General features: G+C 38.6%; 21 protein-coding genes and 2 riboswitches. Of the genes, 5 read left to right on the plus strand and 16 right to left on the minus strand.

Features of this window, described 5'->3' with window-relative positions:
- Window positions 1–4: 4 nt before the first annotated feature.
- Window positions 5–706: an ABC transporter ATP-binding protein gene (locus tag BTR42_RS06460; RefSeq protein ID WP_009854277.1), complete on the minus strand. Its 702-nt coding sequence runs from the start codon at window positions 704–706 to the stop codon at window positions 5–7.
- A 140-nt stretch (window positions 707–846) separates the two neighbouring features.
- Between BTR42_RS06460 and BTR42_RS06465 the strand changes: the two genes are divergently transcribed.
- Window positions 847–1,395 (plus strand): TetR/AcrR family transcriptional regulator, encoded by a 549-nt coding sequence (locus tag BTR42_RS06465; protein ID WP_009854278.1) that lies wholly within the window; start codon window positions 847–849, stop codon window positions 1,393–1,395.
- Window positions 1,396–1,726: 331 nt separating this feature from the next.
- Here BTR42_RS06465 and tpx read toward each other — a convergent pair whose 3' ends face one another.
- The 10 genes from tpx to thiW all read right to left on the minus strand — a co-directional run bounded on the left by tpx (window position 1,727) and on the right by thiW (window position 9,621).
- The gene (gene tpx / locus BTR42_RS06470) at window positions 1,727–2,218 is read right to left on the minus strand and encodes a thiol peroxidase (protein ID WP_013643137.1); all 492 of its coding nucleotides are present in this window, start codon (window positions 2,216–2,218) and stop codon (window positions 1,727–1,729) included.
- 222 nt (window positions 2,219–2,440) lie between these two features.
- Window positions 2,441–3,196, minus strand: a complete 756-nt coding sequence (locus BTR42_RS06475; protein WP_077496926.1) for a cyclase family protein — start codon at window positions 3,194–3,196, stop codon at window positions 2,441–2,443.
- Between the two features lie 195 nt (window positions 3,197–3,391).
- A complete protein-coding gene (locus BTR42_RS06480; protein WP_039695256.1) occupies window positions 3,392–4,672 on the minus strand; it encodes an O-acetylhomoserine aminocarboxypropyltransferase/cysteine synthase family protein in 1,281 nt (426 codons plus the stop codon).
- Between the two features lie 111 nt (window positions 4,673–4,783).
- Window positions 4,784–5,416, minus strand: a complete 633-nt coding sequence (gene thiE, locus BTR42_RS06485) for a thiamine phosphate synthase (RefSeq protein ID WP_039695258.1) — start codon at window positions 5,414–5,416, stop codon at window positions 4,784–4,786.
- Window positions 5,409–6,206, minus strand: coding sequence for a hydroxyethylthiazole kinase (gene thiM / locus BTR42_RS06490; protein WP_077496928.1), 798 nt, complete (start codon window positions 6,204–6,206; stop codon window positions 5,409–5,411). The genes thiE and thiM overlap by 8 nt, the downstream gene beginning before the upstream one ends.
- Complete coding sequence (gene thiD / locus BTR42_RS06495; RefSeq protein ID WP_077496930.1) at window positions 6,207–7,004, minus strand: bifunctional hydroxymethylpyrimidine kinase/phosphomethylpyrimidine kinase; 798 nt, start codon at window positions 7,002–7,004, stop codon at window positions 6,207–6,209. It abuts the gene before it with no gap.
- Entirely contained in the window at window positions 6,997–7,683 is a 687-nt protein-coding gene (tenA, locus tag BTR42_RS06500; RefSeq protein ID WP_077496932.1) for a thiaminase II, read from the minus strand. The genes thiD and tenA overlap by 8 nt, the downstream gene beginning before the upstream one ends.
- A complete protein-coding gene (locus BTR42_RS06505) occupies window positions 7,670–8,323 on the minus strand; it encodes an HAD family hydrolase (protein ID WP_012961999.1) in 654 nt (217 codons plus the stop codon). Before BTR42_RS06505 ends, tenA begins: the two co-directional genes overlap by 14 nt.
- A gap of 3 nt (window positions 8,324–8,326) precedes the next feature.
- Window positions 8,327–9,043 (minus strand): class I SAM-dependent methyltransferase, encoded by a 717-nt coding sequence (locus BTR42_RS06510; RefSeq protein ID WP_061458591.1) that lies wholly within the window; start codon window positions 9,041–9,043, stop codon window positions 8,327–8,329.
- Entirely contained in the window at window positions 9,043–9,621 is a 579-nt protein-coding gene (thiW, locus tag BTR42_RS06515) for an energy coupling factor transporter S component ThiW (RefSeq protein ID WP_077496934.1), read from the minus strand. The genes BTR42_RS06510 and thiW overlap by 1 nt, the downstream gene beginning before the upstream one ends.
- Window positions 9,622–9,797: 176 nt before the next feature.
- Window positions 9,798–9,887: riboswitch (TPP riboswitch) on the minus strand.
- A gap of 150 nt (window positions 9,888–10,037) precedes the next feature.
- On the opposite strand from thiW, the gene BTR42_RS06520 reads away from it, so the two are divergent.
- Both BTR42_RS06520 and BTR42_RS06525 read left to right on the plus strand, forming a co-directional pair.
- Window positions 10,038–10,901, plus strand: a complete 864-nt coding sequence (locus tag BTR42_RS06520; RefSeq protein ID WP_077496936.1) for an Rgg/GadR/MutR family transcriptional regulator — start codon at window positions 10,038–10,040, stop codon at window positions 10,899–10,901.
- Window positions 10,902–11,415: 514 nt separating this feature from the next.
- Window positions 11,416–12,651: an MFS transporter gene (locus tag BTR42_RS06525; RefSeq protein ID WP_077496938.1), complete on the plus strand. Its 1,236-nt coding sequence runs from the start codon at window positions 11,416–11,418 to the stop codon at window positions 12,649–12,651.
- A 58-nt stretch (window positions 12,652–12,709) separates the two neighbouring features.
- On the opposite strand, the gene pcrA is transcribed toward BTR42_RS06525, so the two are convergent.
- The 3 genes from pcrA to pdxS all read right to left on the minus strand — a co-directional run bounded on the left by pcrA (window position 12,710) and on the right by pdxS (window position 16,623).
- Complete coding sequence (pcrA, locus tag BTR42_RS06530; protein WP_012962001.1) at window positions 12,710–15,025, minus strand: DNA helicase PcrA; 2,316 nt, start codon at window positions 15,023–15,025, stop codon at window positions 12,710–12,712.
- A gap of 138 nt (window positions 15,026–15,163) precedes the next feature.
- Complete coding sequence (gene pdxT, locus BTR42_RS06535; protein ID WP_077496940.1) at window positions 15,164–15,736, minus strand: pyridoxal 5'-phosphate synthase glutaminase subunit PdxT; 573 nt, start codon at window positions 15,734–15,736, stop codon at window positions 15,164–15,166.
- 11 nt (window positions 15,737–15,747) lie between these two features.
- Window positions 15,748–16,623, minus strand: coding sequence for a pyridoxal 5'-phosphate synthase lyase subunit PdxS (gene pdxS, locus BTR42_RS06540; RefSeq protein ID WP_077496942.1), 876 nt, complete (start codon window positions 16,621–16,623; stop codon window positions 15,748–15,750).
- 104 nt (window positions 16,624–16,727) lie between these two features.
- Between pdxS and pdxR the strand changes: the two genes are divergently transcribed.
- Together pdxR and BTR42_RS06550 are read left to right on the plus strand one after the other, a co-directional pair.
- Window positions 16,728–18,128, plus strand: coding sequence for a MocR-like pyridoxine biosynthesis transcription factor PdxR (pdxR, locus tag BTR42_RS06545; RefSeq protein ID WP_074657305.1), 1,401 nt, complete (start codon window positions 16,728–16,730; stop codon window positions 18,126–18,128).
- A 180-nt stretch (window positions 18,129–18,308) separates the two neighbouring features.
- Window positions 18,309–18,500, plus strand: a riboswitch (glycine riboswitch).
- A 128-nt stretch (window positions 18,501–18,628) separates the two neighbouring features.
- Window positions 18,629–19,957 carry an alanine/glycine:cation symporter family protein gene (locus BTR42_RS06550; RefSeq protein WP_077496944.1) on the plus strand — a complete coding sequence of 443 codons (1,329 nt, stop codon included), beginning with the start codon at window positions 18,629–18,631 and terminating at the stop codon, window positions 19,955–19,957.
- A 46-nt stretch (window positions 19,958–20,003) separates the two neighbouring features.
- Here the strand turns inward: BTR42_RS06550 and BTR42_RS06555 are convergent, their stop codons facing one another.
- Window positions 20,004–20,372, minus strand: a complete 369-nt coding sequence (locus BTR42_RS06555; protein WP_003064981.1) for a hypothetical protein — start codon at window positions 20,370–20,372, stop codon at window positions 20,004–20,006.
- Window positions 20,373–20,401: 29 nt separating this feature from the next.
- The gene (locus tag BTR42_RS06560) at window positions 20,402–20,671 is read right to left on the minus strand and encodes a hypothetical protein (protein WP_012962004.1); all 270 of its coding nucleotides are present in this window, start codon (window positions 20,669–20,671) and stop codon (window positions 20,402–20,404) included.
- Window positions 20,672–20,690 lie beyond the last annotated feature (19 nt).

The following is a 20,690-nucleotide window of genomic DNA, read 5'->3' on the forward strand; positions in this document are numbered from 1 at the left end:
CACCTCAATATTCTAACGTTTCAATATCTTGTGGGTGTTCATTTAGCTCAATACTGCTCACCTTGGCATCGTGCATATGGATGACACGGTCAGCAATTGGCGCAAGGGCAGAATTGTGTGTCACGATAATAACCGTTGAGCCTTTTTGACGAGACATGTCTTGTAAAATCTTCAACACTTGCTTTCCTGTTTGATAATCGAGCGCTCCAGTCGGCTCATCACACAGCAATAATTTAGGATTTTTAGCGACTGCACGCGCAATGGAAACACGTTGTTGTTCACCACCAGACAGCTGCGCAGGGAAATTATTCAGACGTTTTCCTAGCCCGACATCAATCAAGGTTTGCTCAGCATCTCTAGCATCTACAACGATTTCCGAAGCCAATTCAACATTTTCTTTGGCGGTTAAATTCGGAACTAAATTGTAAAATTGGAAAACAAAACCAACATCATTTCGACGATAGGTTGTCAACTCCTTTTGACTGTAATTAGCAATATCAACACCATCAATAATCACTTGTCCCTCGTCATTATTGTCCATGCCGCCCAAGATATTAAGGACAGTTGATTTTCCTGCACCAGACGACCCTAAAATAATAACCAATTCACCTTTTTCAATCGCAAAATTAATATCATTATTAGCAATAATCTCTGTATCACCAGTTTGATAACGTTTATAAGAATGCTTCATTTCAATGTAAGCCATATAGTCTCCTCTTCAAAGTCTTATTTGAACAACATGTTGATTTAATTCGAGGTTTATTATATAATTTGCACGAAGATTAAACAAGGACAAAAATAGACATTCTGTTCATTTAAGAAATTAATAAAAGGATTTTACTCATTATGAAAAAACGTCATACTGAAACTGAAAATTACCTCAAGCAAGCCCTTGCGAAATTGCTGTTGGAGAAGAATTTTGAAGAGGTTACAGTGTCTGATTTGACACGAACCGCGGGAATAAACCGCGGAACATTTTACCTGCACTATGTTGATAAATACGATATGGCAGACCAGTTCAAAAATGATACTCTGGATGATTTATTTCATATTTTAAGTGATGAAAGCATTTATACCGACACACGTGCAGTTCTTTTTCGAACATTAACCTATGTTAAAGAAAATTTTGAATTTATCTATGCCATTTCAAAATCAGCTTATGTTGATTTTCCAAAAACAATCAAGGACTTTGTCTATGAATTTCTTCTGACTGTTCCTGAATTCAAGGAGACAATCACTGCCTACTACGATATTCCCTACCAGTATGCCTTGGAAGTATATTTGTCAAGCATTGAAAGCATCATTTCGCTCTGGGTAGCCAATGGTGGCAAAGAAAGTACCGAAGAAATCACAGACATTATCCTAAAAGTCGCCGCACTAGAAAAAATGATTTGAAAACATGAAAACTCACTTAGTTATTTAAGTGAGTTCAGAATACAGACAAACTTACTTTTAACTTAGATAAGCTATAAATAATTATTGTCTCTGTTTAATTTTAGGACTATTTGCAAGCTCTGCTCCCAACAAAACGATACTTACCGCCGTGGTGAAAGTGGCTGAACCATCAATACAATCAGCCGCACGGAAGTTTTGAGACCTCAGACTCAAAACTTAGGCATGGAATTCCGCAGGAAGTCGCTGACGTCCGCACCACCTAAGGGAAGTATTCAAAAAAACTTTTCTTCAGTCAAAAACTCACTTAGTTATTTAAGTGAGTTTTTGACATTTATAATGCTTTTACGGCTTCAATGGCGGCTTGATAGTTTGGTTCGGAATTGACGTTTTCAAGGTATTCAGCGTAAACAAGCTTATTATCCTCATCTAAAATCAATACGGCACGCGCTAACAAATGCCATTCTTTCATCAAAAGCCCATAGGTTTTTCCGAATGTATTGTCATAGTAGTCGGACATCATCACTGCGCGCTCCAAGCCTTCTACGCCACACCAACGTGCTTGCGCAAATGGCAAATCGGCTGAAACAGTAATAACAACGGTATCTTCCATATCTGATAATTCTTTGTTAAATGTCCGAGTTTGTGTTGAACAGATTCCTGTATCAATTGACGGAATAACGCTAATAACTTTCTTCTTACCAGCAAAATCTGATAAGCTTTTTTGTGCCAAATCAGTTGTTGTTAAGGTGAAATCTGGCGCTGTTTCCCCAATTTGCAATTGTTGCCCGACTAAAGTTACAGGCTTTCCAAGAAATGTTGTCATAAGTAAATCCTCCATTAGAAAAGGCGCAGTTTGCCATGGCTCAATAAATAAAAAATACTATCTTGCCAAAGGTCAAGCCACAATTCATTTTTTCCCTATTGTAACCAATTTTACTATTTTTAACGAACGATTTGTTTGGAAATTGTAAGACCTGTAATTCTCTCTAAACCTGCGTTGAATTTAATCATCTTGGTGCGTATCACATGATTTCAAAACACAAGTTTAGTCAGTAACATCATTTTCAAAAATATAGGCAATTGCTCGGACTGGTGAACCTGTCGCTTCTTTCCAATTCGGATAAGCAATTGAAATGAGAGCACCCGTTGGTGGTAACTTATCCAAGTTAGCCAAGACCTCAACTTGATATATGCCTTGTTCTAACACATAATATTCTTGCTGAAGCTTTCCGCCGGCATTGGCAACAGCTTGACCGCTATCCGTGTCAAACGTTTCATGCCCAATTGCTTTTACATGACGTTCATGAATAAGAAATTCAAGCGCTTCTCTTGACCAGCCTGGTGTTTGCTGCACCCCATTCTCATCCAAATTAGTCAAGGCTTCTTGAGACGGCCAGCGTTTTGACCAATCACTACGAAAGGCAACAAAACTTTCAGGCTGAATTTTCCCATGATACTTTTCAAATGCTAAAATATCCTGCTTTGTCAATTCATAATTCGGATTAGCAGCGACAGCGTCTGATTTATCGATAACATAAAGCGGCAAAAGTAAATCTTCTAGCGGAATCTCATCTAACCACTTTCCGCCAGCGACAAAATGAATCGGAGCATCAATGTGCGTTCCGTACTGTCCAACGACGGAAAATTCCTGAACATGAAAGCCGTCCTTCAACGTAAAAACATCTTTTTTCTTAAGATTAGGTAACAATGGAAAATGTGGACTATTTTCATCAATCTGATGCGATAAATTAACTAATTTTGCTGATTTCACAGCTGACAAAACATCATTAAAACTCACCATATACAATGCTCCTTAGTGCTTAATAAAAATTGTTTATACAGTATATAACTTACTGCCCCTAAAAACAAGGGATTTAGGCATACTAATATTTTATAAATAGCTATAAACATCAATTATAGTTTTGAGATTAAGAGAAAACCAACCTGCGTTAAACAGGTCGGTTACTTTTACCCATAGATAGAATGAATAGCTATTTTAGATTGTTTCCAATGCTAAACGTAAGTCTTCAATCAAATCGTCAGCATTTTCAAGTCCGACAGAAATACGGATTTGGTTGCGTGTGACACCGCAAGCTAACAAATCTTCTTCAGACAATTGTTGGTGTGTTGTTGTCGCTGGGTGGACAACAAGAGATTTTGCATCTGCTACATTGGCTAAATCAGAGAAAATTTCCAAATGATCAATAACTTGGCGTGCTTCGTCTTGACCACCTTTTACGTGGAAAGTGAAAATTGAGCCTGCTCCTTTTGGCAGATATTTTTGTGCCAACTCATAATACGGACTTGATGGCAAACTTGGATAATTCACTTTTTCAACTTTTGGATGATTTTCTAGGAAATCAACAATTTTCTTCGTATTTTCAACGTGGCGTTCGATGCGCAATGACAACGTTTCAAGTCCTTGTAAGAGCAAGAAAGCATTGAATGGAGATAGAGCTGCACCAGTATCACGTAAAATTTGCACACGTAATGCTGTAATGAAAGCTGCCGCACCGATGTCACGTGTGTAGCTGATATTGTGATAAGAAGGGTCCTCATCTACAAATTGAGGGAATTTTCCTGAAGCTTCCCAGTCAAATTTACCAGAGTCAACAATAACACCAGCAATGGTTGTCCCATGTCCACCGATAAATTTAGTTGCCGAATGAACTGAAATATCTACCCCATGTGAAAAGACATTAATAAGATATGGAGTGCCAAAAGTATTATCCGCCACAAGAGGAATCTTATGTGCATGGGCAATATCTGCCACTTTTTCAATATCTGGGATATTAATCAAAGGATTACCAAGTGTTTCGATAAAGACCAATTTTGTATTATCTTGAATAGCTGCTTCAACTTCTTCCAAATTATCAACATCAACAAACGTTGTTGTGATACCATAACGTGGCAATGTTTCTTTTAGAAGATTGAATGTTCCACCATAAAGCGTTGTTGCTGCAACGACATGGTCACCTGCATGTGCTAAACCAAGGACAGTATAAGTGATTGCTGCCATACCAGATGCAGTCGCAAGAGCGCCAACCCCACCTTCCAAAGCTGCAAGACGGTCTTCAAAAACAGCCACAGTTGGATTTCCAATACGTGAATAAATATTCCCTGTTTTTTTCAAGCCAAATAAATCTTCAGCTTCTTGAGCATCTTCAAAAACATAAGATGTTGTTTGATAAATCGGAACGGCACGTGATTTCGTTGTTGGGTCAACAGTTTGACCAGCGTGTAATTGTAACGTTTCAAAATTGTATTTTCGTGTCATAGGCAACTCCAATCTAAACTTTTTAAAATGTACATACATTTTACACTCTTTTATTAATCTTGACTAATATTTATTAAAAAAGACTAGATATAGTTTTAAACTATACCCCTCCTAGTCAAAGAAACTGCTAAGTCTTTGAGTGTCAACTTCTACTTGTTTGGACTGTGCAATGGCAGATATAACCGCCACACCGTCTGCACCAGATTGTTTTATGGCTGCCACATCTCCAAAAGTAATACCACCTATCGCCACGATTGGAATTTCTTTATCATAATCTCTAACGTCATTTAAACCTTTTAAGCCAATCACCTCACCTGCATCATTTTTAGATGAGGTTGGAAAAATCGGTCCTACGCCAATATAATCAACTAATTCAACAGCCGAGCGTTGGTATTCTATGGTCGAGCCGACAGACAAGCCGATGATTTTATTTGGAAAAAGCTGGCGCGCTTTGGTAATTGGCAAATCATCTTGCCCTAAGTGAATGCCGTCCGCATCAAGTTCTAGCGCTAAATCCACATCATCATTGATAATCAAAGGTATCTGATATTTACGACAAAGTTCCTTAACTTTTCTAGCTAAGACCACTTTTTCGTCGCCTTTTAGAGCATTAGCACCTTTTTCACGAAATTGAAAACACGTCACCCCTGATTTAAAAGCAGCTTCCAAAATCTCTAAAAATTTTCCTTCAGGGCAATTTGCTGTGCCACAAATAAAATAAACTTGTAAGATTTCTTTATCCATGATAGACCTCAACTTTTTTCAATCGCTCTATGTCCGTGTTTGTCACCTGATGGAGAGCATCTAAAAATGCAATTTGGAAACTTCCTGGCAACGGTTCGCTAAGCTTCTTCTCTGCCAATTCACCTGCGATATTATAAGCTGATAATGCTTCTTCCAAACAAGCTAATAAATCCTTTTCTTTAGCCAGCCCGATAAATGCCGCTAACACTGCACCTAAAAGACAACCTGTTCCAGTCACTAATGGCATAAGTGAACTACCATTGTGTAATAATAAAACTTTCTCATTAACAGCAATGGCGTCCGTTTCTCCAGTAATAACGATAGGGAGTTGCAAAATCTGATTGGCTCGCAAAGCAAGTTTTCCAACGTCATCAACTTGTGCAGAATCAACCCCCTTACTAGCCACTCTTTCACCAATTAGCGCAGCAATTTCTCCAGCATTTCCTCGCAAAAGCGAAATTCGGTGGTGTTCAATCAAGTCAAGTGCTACTTGTTGACGAAATTTACCCGCGCCAGCAGCCACAGGGTCTAAAACCGTGGGAATATCATATTTTTCTGCAATATCCAAGGCATCCTTGTACAATTGCCAGCTTCTGTCATTAAGCGTGCCGATATTAACCAACAGACCGTTAGCCTGCGGCAAAAAATCTTCCAAATCTGCCTGATACTCACTCATGGCAGGGGAAGCACCTAACGATAACAGACCATTAGCCGTGAAATTTTTGACGACTTGATTGGTTAAACAGATTGTCAAAGGGTGGTTTTGTCTCAAATCATCTAAATAAGTCATCTAATCTCCTTTGTAGCTCACATGATTAACTGGTCCGTTGCCGTGTCCCAATTCTGGCGCCGTCTTTATAGCTTCTGTAATGAAATGTTTGGCAGTTGCCACAGCTTTTTCTACTGACTGTCCTTTAGCTAACTCAGCAGTAATGACCGCAGCATAGGTACAACCCGTTCCATGTGTGTGTTTGGTAGGGATACGTTCAGATGAAAATGTCACGACTTGACCATTTTCTAGGAAAAGAAAGTCTTTGGCTTCATTTTCTAAATGACCACCCTTGATAACGACGTTTTTCACGCCATAGTCAGCTTGAATAGCTTTTCCTGCTTGTAAGATCGCTGCTTCATCTTTTAATTCTTGTCCGTAAAGCACCTCTGCTTCTGGTAGATTGGGCGTGATAATGGTTGCAAGCGGCAGCAATTTTTCTTTGAGCGCCTGCACAGCTTCTAAACTAATCAGACGGTCACCACTCGTCGCCACCATAACGGGGTCTAAAACGTAAGGACAATCAATAGTATTCAAATACTGACTGACACGTTCAATGTTTTCAACTTCGGCTAACATACCTGTTTTAATAGCATGTGGAGGAATATCGGAAAACACACTTTTTAGCTGAGCATCAAGTATCGACTGGTCAAGGTTACAAATGGCTTGCACACCTTGGGTATTTTGTGCCACAACGCTGGTAACAACAGCCATACCATAGACCCCACGCGCTTGAAAGCTTTTCAAATCTGCCATAATTCCTGCACCACCACTAGGGTCAGTTCCTGCAATCGTTAACGCTACTTGTAATTTAGACATTTCTTACCTCCTCTGGCCATTCTTCCTGCTCAACTGCCATTTGAAAGAATTGACGTTCATGCTGACAACTTTCCAAAAACACACGAATCACTTCTTTTTGTTCATCTGCGGACAAGCGTTCACTGTATTTCGCTACTAAATCAAAATAAACCGTCAAACAAGCGTCTGCCACACCCTCTTGACCATAAAAATCAAGCCAATTTTTAAACGGATTATCATCAGAAATCTTGCCACTTGCTAGCACTCGTTTGGCAACCTGCTGATAAATCCATGGGCAAGGCAGCATGGCAGCCAAAATATAGACAAGATTATCACGATTTAGCTGATAATACATGTGTTTGATATAATGGTCAGCACTAGGATACCAAGCTCTATCGGCAATTATTTCCTCATAATCTTGCCCCACTACTTGAGCCAAAAAGTGATGTGCTCCCACCTCATGTTTAAAAATAAAATCAATTTGCCCTAAGAAAAATTCTTTACTAGCTTTATCTGGAACTTTTGCAAAAAGTTGCGCATAGATATCAGCAAATTTATCCAAATACACAGAATCAGCTTTCAGATAATGACAAATTGCCTCAGCTGGTAGTTTTTCCGTAATCATGCCCTGAATAAAGTCATCCTCTACAATTTTCTCAATAAAAATCTCACTACGTTTTTTTAATTCATTTACAATCATTGTTCATTTCCTTTACTATTTTTGTCAATTCATCTAGTGAATCAATCGTTACAAATGTGTCATTTTGACCAGCTTGCGGGTTATCAGAATTTGCTAAATAAATCCCTGTCACACCAAGTTTTCTAGCTTCTTTGAGATTTGCAAGACTATCCTCAACATAAATAATCTGATTAGCATTCAGGCGCTCTTGTTCGAGAATTTCCTGAAAAAATGCCTGCTCTTTATCAGCATATCCCATACTTAAACACGAATATAAGGTCGTAAAATACGGCAACAACTGCTGTGATTTCAAGCCAATTTCAGCCAAATCATAATAATTAGAAGTCACTGCATAAAGCTTGCAACCACGCCTAACCAAAGCTGCTAAAACGCACTTCGCATTTTCCATAATATCGACCGTTTCGTATAATTGAAGCAAAATCGCTTTTAAAATTTCTGGTTGATAAGCTTGCCCTTGCTTGCCAAAAAGTTCTCTCAAATAATGTTCTGCCTCTAGCATATTTAATTGCCACAACTTCTGCTTCATTTCTGTGGTATAAGTCAAATTCACCGTACTCAAAAAGTCCTCAACAGCCTTATCCCACAATCCATAGGAATCAAAAATCACTCCATCAAGGTCAAAAAAGATTATCGTTTTCATTATTTATTTTTCAGCGACAAGCGCCACATAACCACCCTTGTCGTACCCTTCAATTGGTTCTTCCACAAAATCATTTGTGTAAATCGGCTGCGCTGTCAATGTTTGGAAATAACGGATATTTGTCATTCCTAGCTCCTCACGCAAGATATTTTCTTTCTCAAGTGGTGAATGGAAAATGGCAGAGCTGACAAGTTCGATTGGATAAGGGAAAGTTGGTGCGATTTGTTCAAATAATTCTTTCTCATATGACCCAACATGCGCCGCAAATTTGTACAAAATGCCATACGCACTTTCAACAGGAACATCAAGTAAAATCAAATGCCCACCTTTTTTCAAAGCACGGTGACAATTCTGATAAGCTGCTGACAAATTTTTGATATAACTTGAACAACCATTTAGATAAATCACATCATAGCTATTTTCCGCTAATTCGCTTGTCTCAGCATCACCGATAAAAACAGTCATTCCTCTTTTGCGGGCGATTTTTGCCATATCCGTTGACGGTTCAACACCATATTGGACATGAATGCCATATTCTCTTTTCAAGGCAGATTCAAAAAGCCCACTACCACAACCAATCGAAAGTATCGTTTTCTTTTCCAACGGTTCAAGCGTACGGTGCAATAACTTTAATTCACTGGCAAAAACATTTTCATTTTTCATAAACCATTGGTCATATGCATTAGCATAACCATCAAACATCTTAGCTTTACTGGTCATTATTTTTCTCCTAATTTTTTACTTGGCTTTAAATATAAATTTTCTAAATTAACAAAATAAGCAGAGTATCTCAATCCATGAACGACAGTCAATCCAAGCGCACCACCGATAAGCGTGGCACAAATAAATCTTGGCATAAAAAGAAATAAAGATTGTGCTGCGGAAGCTTTTGCCAAGAGCTCATTATCACCATTAGCTGTCATTGTCCAATACCAGTTCATAACGGGTGCAGAGAGAATCGAGCCAATAATACCAGTGCCGAGAAACTCCCCCATCCACGACATGATTGGTCTCTTGGTTAAGCGGTAAAAATAAGCAGCTAAAACCGCCCCAGGAACCGCTCCTAAGATGGCTAACGGTGCCACACTTGCTACTCCTGCTTGTGTCAAAATACGAATCACCGCAACAATCAATGCCATAGTAGCTGCATACAACGGTGTCATAAATGTTCCTGCAATGATATTGACGACGCTAGACATAAATGCCATTCCCTCAATCCGAAAAAGTGGTGTCAACAGGACATCTAAAGCAACCATAATGGCTAAAACCGTTAAACGATGAACATGATTAAATGTCATTTGTCTTCCTTTCCTGACAAATAGGCAGCCAAAAACTCAGCCAAAACAAGCATAAAAAAACACCACTTGAAAACTTCAAATGGAGTCATTTTTATCTTGAAAAACTGCAGAATAATCCCTTTAGTATTGCAATACTAAAGTATTTTTTCTATCGATTTTTAGCACAACAAAAAAACGTTGTTACTCACACATTTCCCTTCGTCAGTTCTAACTGCATCAGGTTCAATGGGTATAATCTCAGCTTTTACGCACCCCAAATGTCTTTATTTAATTACAAAATTAACTATAACACATTCACCTTGAAAGCGCAATAATTTTCAGAAAATTTTAGATAAAGAAAAATCTGCCCAGCAAGTTGTCAATTGATAAAAAAAGGGTATAATTTGTACAAAAGAACTTTTAAAATGGAGTAAAATATGAAATATTTAGGGCAGGCCTTCAAAGAATTAAGAGAAGCTAGACATATCTCACTAGCTAAAGCCTCTGGTGGGCAATTCTCTCCTTCAATGCTCTCAAAATTTGAAAGCGGAAAGAATGACCTTTCTGCTCAAAAATTATTTATAGCACTTGAAAATACTCACATTGAAATCAATGAATTTCTTTATCTGACTAGAGGATTTTTAAAAAGCGACTTGGTAGAATTACAAGAGAAAATCTATGCTTGTGAGGAAAAATTTGATAGTGCTGGTTTACAAAAATTGTATGAAAGTGAACTTAAAAAACAGCAAGATGAAGAGACAGGAATGATATATGCGCTAATTGTTAAAGCACATTTGAAAGCCTTTGATGAGACTGTTGAACTAACAGCGAAAGAGGAAACTTTTCTTTATAATTACCTTTTTGATACTGAAATTTGGGGCAATTATGAGCTGACATTACTTTCTATTTGCTCTACCTTATTAACTCCTGATTTGTTTACCATGTACGCTAGAGAATGTCTCCGAAAGACTGATTTTTTAGGAGAAATCAAAGAAAATCGAAAAATCATTCATAACATGTTGCTCAATGGGTTTCTGCTATGTATTGATGAAAATGATTTTATCAATGCTAATTACTTCGACAAACAAATTCAAAAGCATTTTTACCAAGAAAGCGAAGCTTATTATCGTATTGTTTATCTATGGGCAAAGGGGTTATTTAGCTACAAACAAGGGCAGCAGCAAGCTGGTAAGAAGCAAATGGAAGAGGCTATCCACGTCTTACGGATTTTAGAATGTCATTCAGCTGCTGACTATTACACTTCTGGCATGCAAGACGCCATTAAAGGCAATGACGATTAGGTATATTTTTTGAATATATTCAAAGTGCTTATTTTGAGAAAAATTTTATTTTCATGCTCAACGTTCACAAATAGAGATTTGATTCATTTATAAGTACAAAAAAACAGTCCACTGGACTTAATTCGCTTTCCCATTTTCGGGCTCGTGAAAAAACAGTCCACTGGACTTAACTCGCTTTCTCATTTTCGGGCTCGTGAAAAAACAGTCCACTGGACTTAACTCGCTTTCTCATTTTCGGGCTCGTGAAAAAACAATCCACTGGACTTAACTCGCTTTCCCATTTTCGGGCTCGTGAAAAAACAGTCCACTGGACTTAACTCGCTTTCTCATTTTCGGGCTCGTGAAAAAACAGTCCACTGGACTGTTTTTTTTATATTTGTCTAGCTGTTAATGGTTAAATTTAAGAACTATTCATCTTTACCATAATCAGAGCTGTTTGAATATATTCAACATTTTGTTTCCTTAAAAGATAATCATATTATAATGTTTCAAAATCAATTAAGGAGACAAAATCATGAGATTATTTTTTAAAAATAAAATTTACCACCTTTTGACCGTTTCTCGTTTTCTAAATACTATCGGCTCCTCCTTGTACAATATTGTTTTTGTCGTCTATGCTGCTACCGTTTTTCATTCGAAAATTATGGTGAGTATTGCTAATGTGACAATGGTCGTTCCGACGCTCTTTACCATTTGGATTGGAATAAAAGCTGACCAAACCCAAGCTAAAAAGAAATGGATTATTATCACAGGTTTCGTTCAAGCAATTATTTTTACATTCTTAGCTTTCATAATCAATGAGCCTAGTTTGCTTGCTTTTTCTTTTATTTGTCTGTTTAACATTCTTAGTGATATGCTAAGTGACTTTTCAAATGGTCTGCGGATGCCCATTATTCAGAAATACGTTCGCCAAGAAGATTTAATCGAAGCCTATTCCTTTACACAATTCATCTCTTACATCTGCAGTTTTTCTGGACAAGCCTTGGGCATCTGGTTGTTAACGGTTTCTAAGCAGAACTTTTCACTTGTCGCACTCATTAATGCGCTATCATTTTTACTATCAGCACTAGTGGTATTACTCATCAAAGATAACACCAATTATGATGTCTTGCCCAATGGAAAAAAACAGTCATTAAAAGAGCAATTTTCAGCTTTATACCATAATGTGATGCTGATTTTCAATGAAGCTAGTACAGCAGATTTTAGTCGGCTGCTTCTGTCAATTCTTTGCTTAAATATGCTTGGTGGCTCACTTAATGCCATTTATAATATTTGGCTACTGACTGCCAAAATCGGTCACCTCTCTTACAGCCAAGCGCTACTTCTTATTGAGTTTATCTTAGTTGGTGGTATTCTGATAGGAAGCTTAACGCCACACGATTACTTTTCTAAAAAATCAGTTAGGGAGTTGCTAAAAATTAATGCCGTTATTTTCTTTCTCGTTGGTCTGTCTAACCTCATTCACCTACCGTTAATTTTCGGTGTGCTGCTACTAGCATTCGCGAGTTATCTGGTGGGAAAAGTCAATCCTAAAATTAATTCTCTATTACTAAGCAAACTTCCTGCTAATACCTTAGCACAGACGAATAATTTCTTGTCTTTTTTATTCACCTTGTCACTTCCTGTCGGAACCGTTTTATTTAGCAGCTTATCTTCGTGGAACATCACATTCACTTGGCTTACATTTCTTATTGTAGCAGTCATTATCTTTAGATTCTCAACACCGAGCAAAACAATTAATACTGATTAAAAATCTTGCTAAAAAGGAACCTGAGTTTTGTCTCAGATTCCTTTTGATTTATACTTGTTTATTTCTTCTCAATCGGTGCGACGCTGGCTAGTAGTTTTTTAAGACCAACTTCTGGGAAATTGATTTTAAGTTCTTGTGTTTTTCCGCTTCCTGTAACGGCTAGAACGGTACCGTCACCCCATTTTTTATGGTGAGCAATGTCACCAATTTGCCAATCGACCGCTTCTTTTGAAGCGCTAGCTGATTGACCAACTGGAACAGCTTTGCCAGATTTTGAAAATGGCTGCGCTCCACGACTTGATGTTGGTTGAACTTTTGCTTTACGTGCTTGAAGAGCTTGCTGTAAGCTCATGCCTTGTCCGAAAGTCAATTGCTCATCACTACTATTGCTGTAACGAACACCAAATGATGAATTAGCTGGACGTGCTAAACCTTGGTATTGCAATAATTCGTCATCAATTTCACGAATAAAACGTGACGGACGGTTATAGCTTGTCTTACCAAACAAAGTACGTGTGTTAGCATTGGTTACAAAAAGCAATTGTTCTGCACGTGTAATCCCAACGTAAGCCAAACGGCGTTCTTCTTCTAATTCATCTTGGTCCTCGGCGGCACGAGAAAGTGGAAAGACGCCTTCTTCCATACCAATCAAGAAAACAATTGGAAATTCCAACCCCTTGGCAGCGTGCAAAGTCATCAAGGTCACTTCTGCAGTTTCCGCATCACCGTCATCAGTATCAGCAATCAAAGCCAAATCATTTAAGAAACGACTTAGTTTGTCAATACCAGATTCATCTTCTGGGGCATCTTCTTGATTATCATCAAAATTCTTAGTTACAGTCAAGAATTCTTCGATATTTTCAATACGCGCTTGGCTTTCAAGGGTATTTTGCACACGAAGGGCATCAAGGTAACCAGTTTTGTCAAGAACAGCTTCGACCAATTCTGTAACAGTCATCTGGTCTAAGTCATCACGAAGTTTCATGAGCAGATTCGCCAAATCCCAAACCGCTTGTGCTGCTTTTCCTTTTACGCCAGAAAGCATGATATTAGCAGACGCATCTAACAAACTCATGTTTTGCATATTGGCAAAATCACGAATTTTTTCAAGGGTACCAGGACCAACGCCACGTTTTGGTTCGTTGACGATACGTTCATAACTGATATTATCCGCAGTATTTGCAATCACATTGAGGTATGAAATCACATCACGAATTTCCTTACGGCTGTAAAATTTTGTTCCACCAACCATTGTATAAGGAATGTTTGATTTTAACAAAGCTTCTTCAATGGTACGTGATTGCGCATTGGTACGGTATAGAACTGCAAAATCTTTGAAGTTCTTGCCTTCTTCGCGGACAATATTGTCAATCGTAGAAGCGATAAAGACTGCTTCTTCACGTTCATCACGCGCACGGTAATAGACAATCTGCTCACCGTCAGCATTTTGCGTCCACAATTTTTTCGGACGACGATTGCGATTGTTATTAATCACCGCGTTTGCTGCTTGCAAGATTTTCTTGGTTGAACGATAATTTTCTTCCAATAGAACAACTTTTGCTTCTGGATAATCCTTTTCAAAATCAAGGATATTTTGCATATCTGCACCACGCCAACCATAAATGGATTGGTCAGCATCACCAACAACACAGATATTCTTAAAACGAGACGCCAAAAGTTTCACCAATTGATATTGCGCATGGTTAGTATCTTGATACTCATCTACATGAATGTATTGGTAGCGTTGTTGGTAATAAGCCAAGACATCAGGATTTTGGTCAAACAAACGAAGCGTTAACATGATAAGGTCATCAAAATCCATTGCTTCGCTGCGGCGCAATTCTTCTTGATAAGCCTTATAACATTTGGCAACAATTTGCGTGTACATGTCACCTGCTTGATTTTCATAAGCTACCTCATCAAGCAAATCATTTTTGGCATTTGAAATTGTCCCAAGAATCGCACGTTCATTCCATTTCTTAGGGTCGAGATTCAGATTTTTTAAAATACGTTTCATGAGCGTGCGCTGCTCACCTGGGTCAACAATCGTAAAATTGCGATTATAGCCAATGTGGTCAGCATCACGACGCAAAATTCGCACACACATGCTGTGGAAAGTTGCAATCAACGTATCAGCCGTCGCAGGATTTAACGCCATAGCACGTTCACGCATTTCACGCGCCGCTTTATTCGTAAAGGTAATCGCAAGGATATTCCAAGGATTTACAAATTTTTCATCAATTAAGTAAGCAATACGATGCGTTAAAACACGTGTCTTACCAGAACCAGCTCCCGCCATGATTAAAAGCGGACCTTCCGTTGTCTTAACAGCCTCTGCCTGCTTGTCATTCATACCATTTAATAAAGGATTCATCGTAAAATACCACGGATGTCACTATTTCGCTAAATAAATAAGCAAATTATCCGAGTTTTATTCCTCTCTAGATTAATTAGTCATATAAGATAATGCTTATCTATTGTACCATTTTTTGGAAAATAGTGTTGGCTGCTTTCACTTTGTTTGGCAAATTTTTAGGAAATAAGCATGAATACTGTCATCGCTATCGACCTCTGGGTGAAAAGCAAGTCCCAATTGATTTTGATAGCGAACCGCAACAATTTTTCCGTCTTTTTCAGCCAGAATGTCCACCCCTTTACCGACCTTGCTGATATAAGGCGCGCGAATGAAAGTTGCTGGCAGTTGACCCAAGCCTGAAAAATCCAGCCCTGTGTAGAAACTGCCTAATTGCCTGCCGTAAGCGTTTCGTTTAACTGTCACTGGCAATGTCGCAAGGTAATTTTCTTGTTGATTTTCAATTTTCTCTGCTAATAAAATCAAACCTGCGCAGGTTGCAAAAACTGGTAAACCTGCTGCTATTTTGTCTTGCAATAGTTTAAGCAACTTCAAATCCTGCAATAATTTTCCCTGAACAGTTGACTCGCCACCAGGTAAAATAATGCCGTCTAAGGGAGCTTGTAAATCCTCTCTTTGTCTAATTTCAATCACCTGCTCTCCCAAAGCACGCACTTTTTGACAATGCTCTTCAAAATCACCTTGCAAAGCTAATATACCAATTAAAACCATACATTTCTCCCTTAAATTCCACGTTCAGCCATAAGAAGTTGAATTTCATCTTCATTAATCCCAACCATGGCTTCGCCTATATTTTCTGATAATTTAGCAAGCAATGCTTTATCTTGGTAATTTGTCACAGCTTGCACAATCGCACGCGCACGTTTTTCTGGGTCACCTGATTTGAAAATGCCAGAACCAACAAAGACACCTTCTGCACCCAAATGCATCATTAGCGCTGCATCTGCTGGCGTCGCCACACCACCTGCGGCAAATAAAACAACTGGCAATTTTCCAGTTTCGTGCACTTCTTTGACTAATTCATATGGCACTTGAAGCTCTTTTGCGGCATGGTACAATTCGTCATCACGAAGTGATTGAAGGCGAGCAATTTCTTGATTCATTCGGCGCAAATGACGGACAGCTTGAATGACATCGCCTGTACCAGGTTCACCTTTTGAACGAATCATACTAGCGCCTTCAGAAATACGGCGTAAGGCTTCCCCAAGATTTTTAGCACCACAAACAAAAGGCACCTCAAAGCTTGTTTTATCAATATGATAACGGTCATCTGCTGGTGAAAGCACCTCACTTTCATCAATGTAATCAATCTCAATAGCTTCTAAAATCTGAGCTTCAACAAAATGCCCAATGCGAACTTTTGCCATGACTGGAATAGAAACCGCTTCTTGAATTTCTTTAATCATTTTTGGGTCACTCATGCGAGAAACACCGCCTGCGGCTCGAATATCAGCTGGAATTCTTTCAAGTGCCATAACGGCACAAGCACCAGCAGCTTCAGCGATTTTAGCTTGTTCTGGTGTTGTCACATCCATAATAACCCCACCTTTAAGCATTTGAGCCAATTGTTTGTTGAGTTGATAACGTTGATTTGTCATAAGAAATACCTCATTTACTTTTTAATTGATTTTCATTATAATAAAAACTGACATGGTATCAAGTGCCATTTTAAAACTTTTTTACAAGGTCAGATTGGAGATTTATGCTTACTTACACTTTGGATAATCACGGAAAAATTCCGCTTTACGAACAACTTTACCGCGCTATTAAAATAGACATTACAAATGGCACATTGAAAGCAAATGATAAATTACCTTCTAAGCGTAGTTTGGCTAAACATCTGGGCATTTCCATTGTCACCGTTGAAACCAGCTATCAACAATTAAAAGCTGAAGGCTACATTTACAGTCAAGCTAAAAAAGGCTTTTTCGTTGCTAATATTAAGCCACATCGTCCGCCAGTTAAAAAGACAGTAAGGTTAGTTTCAACTCCAGCAAGCATGCCAGATGAGACAAAACCGACCTTAAACCTTAGCAATAATCAGACGAATTCTGAAACATTTCCCTTTGCCACTTGGTCAAAATTAGTCCGCCAAGTCCTCAATAATTGTCAAAATGAGCTGGTCACTCCTTCTCCTAGTAAAGGTGTGCCACTTCTTCGGCAAGCTATTGCCAACCATTTAAATGATTATCGGGGAATGGCTGTTGACCCAAGGCAAATCATTATTGGAGCTGGGACTGAATACCTCTACACGCTCTTGATTCAACTTCTGGGGCTGGATAGAACCGTTGCTCTAGAAGAACCGAGTTATCCTAAAATCACCGAAATCTACCGACAATTTAATATTAATCCTATCTATATTCCTATGGAAAATGACGGACTTGATACGGCTCAACTCAAAAAATCGACAGCTGATACTGTTCATTTGTCGCCCTCTCATCAATTTCCGACTGGTGCCATTCTTTCTATTAGTAAACGTTACGAATTGCTTAGTTGGGCAAGTCAAGGTAACCGCTATATTATTGAAGATGATTATGATAGTGAATTTCGTTTTCAAGGCTTGCCCATTCCGAGCCTCCAAGAAATTGATAGTTCAGGAAAAGTCATCTATATCAACACTTTCAGCAAAAGCCTTGCTTCCACACTGCGAATAAGTTACATGATACTTCCACCTCAATTATTAGATACATTTGAAGAAAAGCTAAGTTTTTACAACAATACCGTTTCTAATCTGGAACAATACACCTTGGCTTACTTTATTCAAGAGGGGTATTTTGAAAAGCATTTAAATCGTATGCGGCTCTTTTATCAGAAAAAACGTGATGAATTGATTCATCGTTTGATGACAAGTCCGCTAAACAAACGAATAAGCATTCATGAGCAAGAATCGGGTTTGCATTTCATCTTGCATATTCAAAGTGACCTATCTGAACAAACAATTTGCCAATTGGCTAAAAAACATGGACTGCAGATGACACCATTATCGCGCTATTATCGTTGCCAAAACACGTATTCTGACAAGGATTTTATCATTAATTACGCCAATATCACCTCACCTGACATCGACAAGATTATTAATATTTTGTTGCAAATTGTTCCTTAATTATTTCAAAAATAACATTTTTCCCAAACATTACAAAAAATACTATTGACAAAGTTCGGATTTTGCTTTAAGATAGTAAACGAATTAAATAGCAAACCGAATGATGTCATTCAGGAGAAGAAAGCTTGCCTTTCGCCGAAGGAGTTACGCTCTCAGGTGTCATAGACAGGACTGGGTGACGGACGGACTTCTGGAGAGACCTTGTTATCAAATGATTTGATAACAGCTAGAATTTCCACTAGAGTCAGTAGTGTTTTTAAGGACTTTGTATTACTTACTGATTGCTAATTGGGTTATCTAGATTAGGCGCCGAAGGGGCAAGGTTGACCTTTGTCAACTCAAACTCTCAGGCAAAAGGACAGAAGATAAGAATGGATTCACAAGCGAGCATTAGGCTTGCTAAGTCTTCTTATCACTTTTCAGGAGTTATCTTTTTAGATAACTCTTTTTCTATTGGCATCTTTGGCGCTATATTTAAAATGGGGAGACTATTTCTTTTTATGTTAGACTTTTATACTTTACTTGATGATATTGTCTGGGGAGCACCGCTTTTAATCTTGCTCGTTGGGACTGGTGTTTACTTAACTGTCCGCCTCGGCTTACTTCAAGTGATTAAATTACCTAAAGCATTTAAATTAATCTTTGCTGATGATAAAGGGCAGGGAGATATTTCAAGTTTTGCTGCTTTGGCTACTGCACTTGCCGCTACCGTCGGTACAGGGAATATCGTTGGGGTGGCAACAGCTATTAAAGCTGGTGGACCAGGCGCACTCTTTTGGATGTGGATGGCTGCTTTCTTTGGAATGGCGACAAAATATTCTGAAGGGCTTCTTGCCATTAAATACCGTACTAAAGATGATAATGGTGAAATTTCTGGTGGTCCAATGTATTACATCCTCAATGGTATGGGAAAACGTTGGAAACCTTTAGCTGTTTTCTTTGCAGTTGCTGGTGTTTTGGTTGCTTATTTTGGTATTGGGACATTCTCACAAGTAAACTCAATTACATCATCACTTGAAAATTCCTTTGGTTTGGCGCCACAAATCGTAAGTGTTGTCATTGCAGTTCTTGTTGCTATCATCATTTTTGGCGGTATTCAATCTATCTCAAAAGTAGCCGAAAAAGTCGTGCCTTTCATGGCTATCATTTATATCGTTGCTACGCTTGCTGTTATTTTTGCTCACGCCAATCAAATCCTACCAGCGTTTGGTGAAATTTTCTCTGGTGCCTTTACTGGTACGGCTGCAGTCGGTGGTTTTGCTGGAGCAGTCGTTAAAGACGCTATCCAAAAAGGGATTGCTCGTGGTGTTTTCTCTAATGAATCTGGGCTTGGTTCTGCTCCAATCGCTGCTGCCGCTGCTAAGACAGAAGAACCTGTTGAACAAGGGCTTATCTCAATGACAGGGACTTTCATTGATACAATCATCATTTGTACTTTGACTGGGCTTTCTATCATTGTTACTGGAAAATGGACTGTTTCTGGTCTTGAAGGTGCCCCGTTGACACAAGCTGCCTTCTCATCAATCTTTGGAACGCCCGGTGCGATTGCTCTTACATTCTGTCTTGTGTTGTTTGCCTTTACGACAATCCTTGGTTGGTCTTATTACGGTGAACGTTGTTTTGAATTCCTTTTCGGAACAAAACACATCAAACTTTATCGTAGTATCTTCGTTGTTATGGTTGCCCTCGGCGGCTTCCTCAAATTAGAATTGATTTGGGTTATTGCTGATATCGTTAATGGACTTATGGCTTTACCAAACTTGATTGCCCTCTTGGCACTCTCACCAGTCATTATCCATGAAACAAAACGTTATTTTGCCAAGAAATAAATTTAAAAAAATTAGCTGAGCACTTGTCTCAGCTAATTTTATTTTCTTAATTTTTCAAACCGACAACAACTGGAATAATACCGATAAGTAGTACCAGACCAACTAGACTTAAAACGAACCCGATAACAAAATTTCCTGAGCTAATCAAGGCAAAACCACCACCGAAAACAAGCGCAGCAACAACGGAATAGACTACTTTTCCAACTAGTTTTGGATTGACGTTTGGAGCTCCTTTGCCAGCCAAGCGACGTTGAATCACCCAAGAAATCACTTCGAGCAGGAGACCAACGATAGCAACTGGCAAGCCGATATTTTGCAAGTGCCAATCAGGAAGTGTAAACATGCACATCCCAAGAGCCAAGACTAAAGTGCTAACTGTATAGGTAATAAGTGTGATAAAATCTGATTTTTTCATGTTTTGTCCTTTCTATTTACCAAAACGATTTAATATTTATGAGATTTAGCTTTTTCGTTAATGTCTTTTGAACGTGTTTTTGATTTTTCAGCTGATGCTGCTAAACGTTTCTTAGCCTCTTCGACACTTTCACCGTCTTTTGTAAAGAATTTTTCAATGAATTTGTCTGAAACTTTATTGAATCCGTTGACAGCGCCAGTTTCTGTGGCTTTGTAAGCACCGACAACTGTTTTTTCAATGGTTTTATGAGTGGCACCAACTTTTTCAGCAATTTTTTCATTTTTTTCTGTAATTGACATATCCAAGAACTCCTTTCCT

Source organism: Streptococcus gallolyticus subsp. gallolyticus DSM 16831 (assembly GCF_002000985.1).
Lineage (GTDB): Bacteria > Bacillota > Bacilli > Lactobacillales > Streptococcaceae > Streptococcus > Streptococcus gallolyticus.

What these genes read in the sequence shown, in the direction of transcription:
- BTR42_RS06460 (WP_009854277.1), bottom strand. Translation starts at nt 706, where the DNA reads ATGGCTTACATTGAAATGAAGCATTCTTATAAACGTTATCAAACTGGT.
- BTR42_RS06465 (WP_009854278.1), top strand. Translation starts at nt 847, where the DNA reads ATGAAAAAACGTCATACTGAAACTGAAAATTACCTCAAGCAAGCCCTT.
- tpx (WP_013643137.1), bottom strand. Translation starts at nt 2,218, where the DNA reads ATGACAACATTTCTTGGAAAGCCTGTAACTTTAGTCGGGCAACAATTG.
- BTR42_RS06475 (WP_077496926.1), bottom strand. Translation starts at nt 3,196, where the DNA reads ATGGTGAGTTTTAATGATGTTTTGTCAGCTGTGAAATCAGCAAAATTA.
- BTR42_RS06480 (WP_039695256.1), bottom strand. Translation starts at nt 4,672, where the DNA reads ATGACACGAAAATACAATTTTGAAACGTTACAATTACACGCTGGTCAA.
- thiE (WP_039695258.1), bottom strand. Translation starts at nt 5,416, where the DNA reads ATGGATAAAGAAATCTTACAAGTTTATTTTATTTGTGGCACAGCAAAT.
- thiM (WP_077496928.1), bottom strand. Translation starts at nt 6,206, where the DNA reads ATGACTTATTTAGATGATTTGAGACAAAACCACCCTTTGACAATCTGT.
- thiD (WP_077496930.1), bottom strand. Translation starts at nt 7,004, where the DNA reads ATGTCTAAATTACAAGTAGCGTTAACGATTGCAGGAACTGACCCTAGT.
- tenA (WP_077496932.1), bottom strand. Translation starts at nt 7,683, where the DNA reads ATGATTGTAAATGAATTAAAAAAACGTAGTGAGATTTTTATTGAGAAA.
- BTR42_RS06505 (WP_012961999.1), bottom strand. Translation starts at nt 8,323, where the DNA reads ATGAAAACGATAATCTTTTTTGACCTTGATGGAGTGATTTTTGATTCC.
- BTR42_RS06510 (WP_061458591.1), bottom strand. Translation starts at nt 9,043, where the DNA reads ATGACCAGTAAAGCTAAGATGTTTGATGGTTATGCTAATGCATATGAC.
- thiW (WP_077496934.1), bottom strand. Translation starts at nt 9,621, where the DNA reads ATGACATTTAATCATGTTCATCGTTTAACGGTTTTAGCCATTATGGTT.
- BTR42_RS06520 (WP_077496936.1), top strand. Translation starts at nt 10,038, where the DNA reads ATGAAATATTTAGGGCAGGCCTTCAAAGAATTAAGAGAAGCTAGACAT.
- BTR42_RS06525 (WP_077496938.1), top strand. Translation starts at nt 11,416, where the DNA reads ATGAGATTATTTTTTAAAAATAAAATTTACCACCTTTTGACCGTTTCT.
- pcrA (WP_012962001.1), bottom strand. Translation starts at nt 15,025, where the DNA reads ATGAATCCTTTATTAAATGGTATGAATGACAAGCAGGCAGAGGCTGTT.
- pdxT (WP_077496940.1), bottom strand. Translation starts at nt 15,736, where the DNA reads ATGGTTTTAATTGGTATATTAGCTTTGCAAGGTGATTTTGAAGAGCAT.
- pdxS (WP_077496942.1), bottom strand. Translation starts at nt 16,623, where the DNA reads ATGACAAATCAACGTTATCAACTCAACAAACAATTGGCTCAAATGCTT.
- pdxR (WP_074657305.1), top strand. Translation starts at nt 16,728, where the DNA reads ATGCTTACTTACACTTTGGATAATCACGGAAAAATTCCGCTTTACGAA.
- BTR42_RS06550 (WP_077496944.1), top strand. Translation starts at nt 18,629, where the DNA reads ATGTTAGACTTTTATACTTTACTTGATGATATTGTCTGGGGAGCACCG.
- BTR42_RS06555 (WP_003064981.1), bottom strand. Translation starts at nt 20,372, where the DNA reads ATGAAAAAATCAGATTTTATCACACTTATTACCTATACAGTTAGCACT.
- BTR42_RS06560 (WP_012962004.1), bottom strand. Translation starts at nt 20,671, where the DNA reads ATGTCAATTACAGAAAAAAATGAAAAAATTGCTGAAAAAGTTGGTGCC.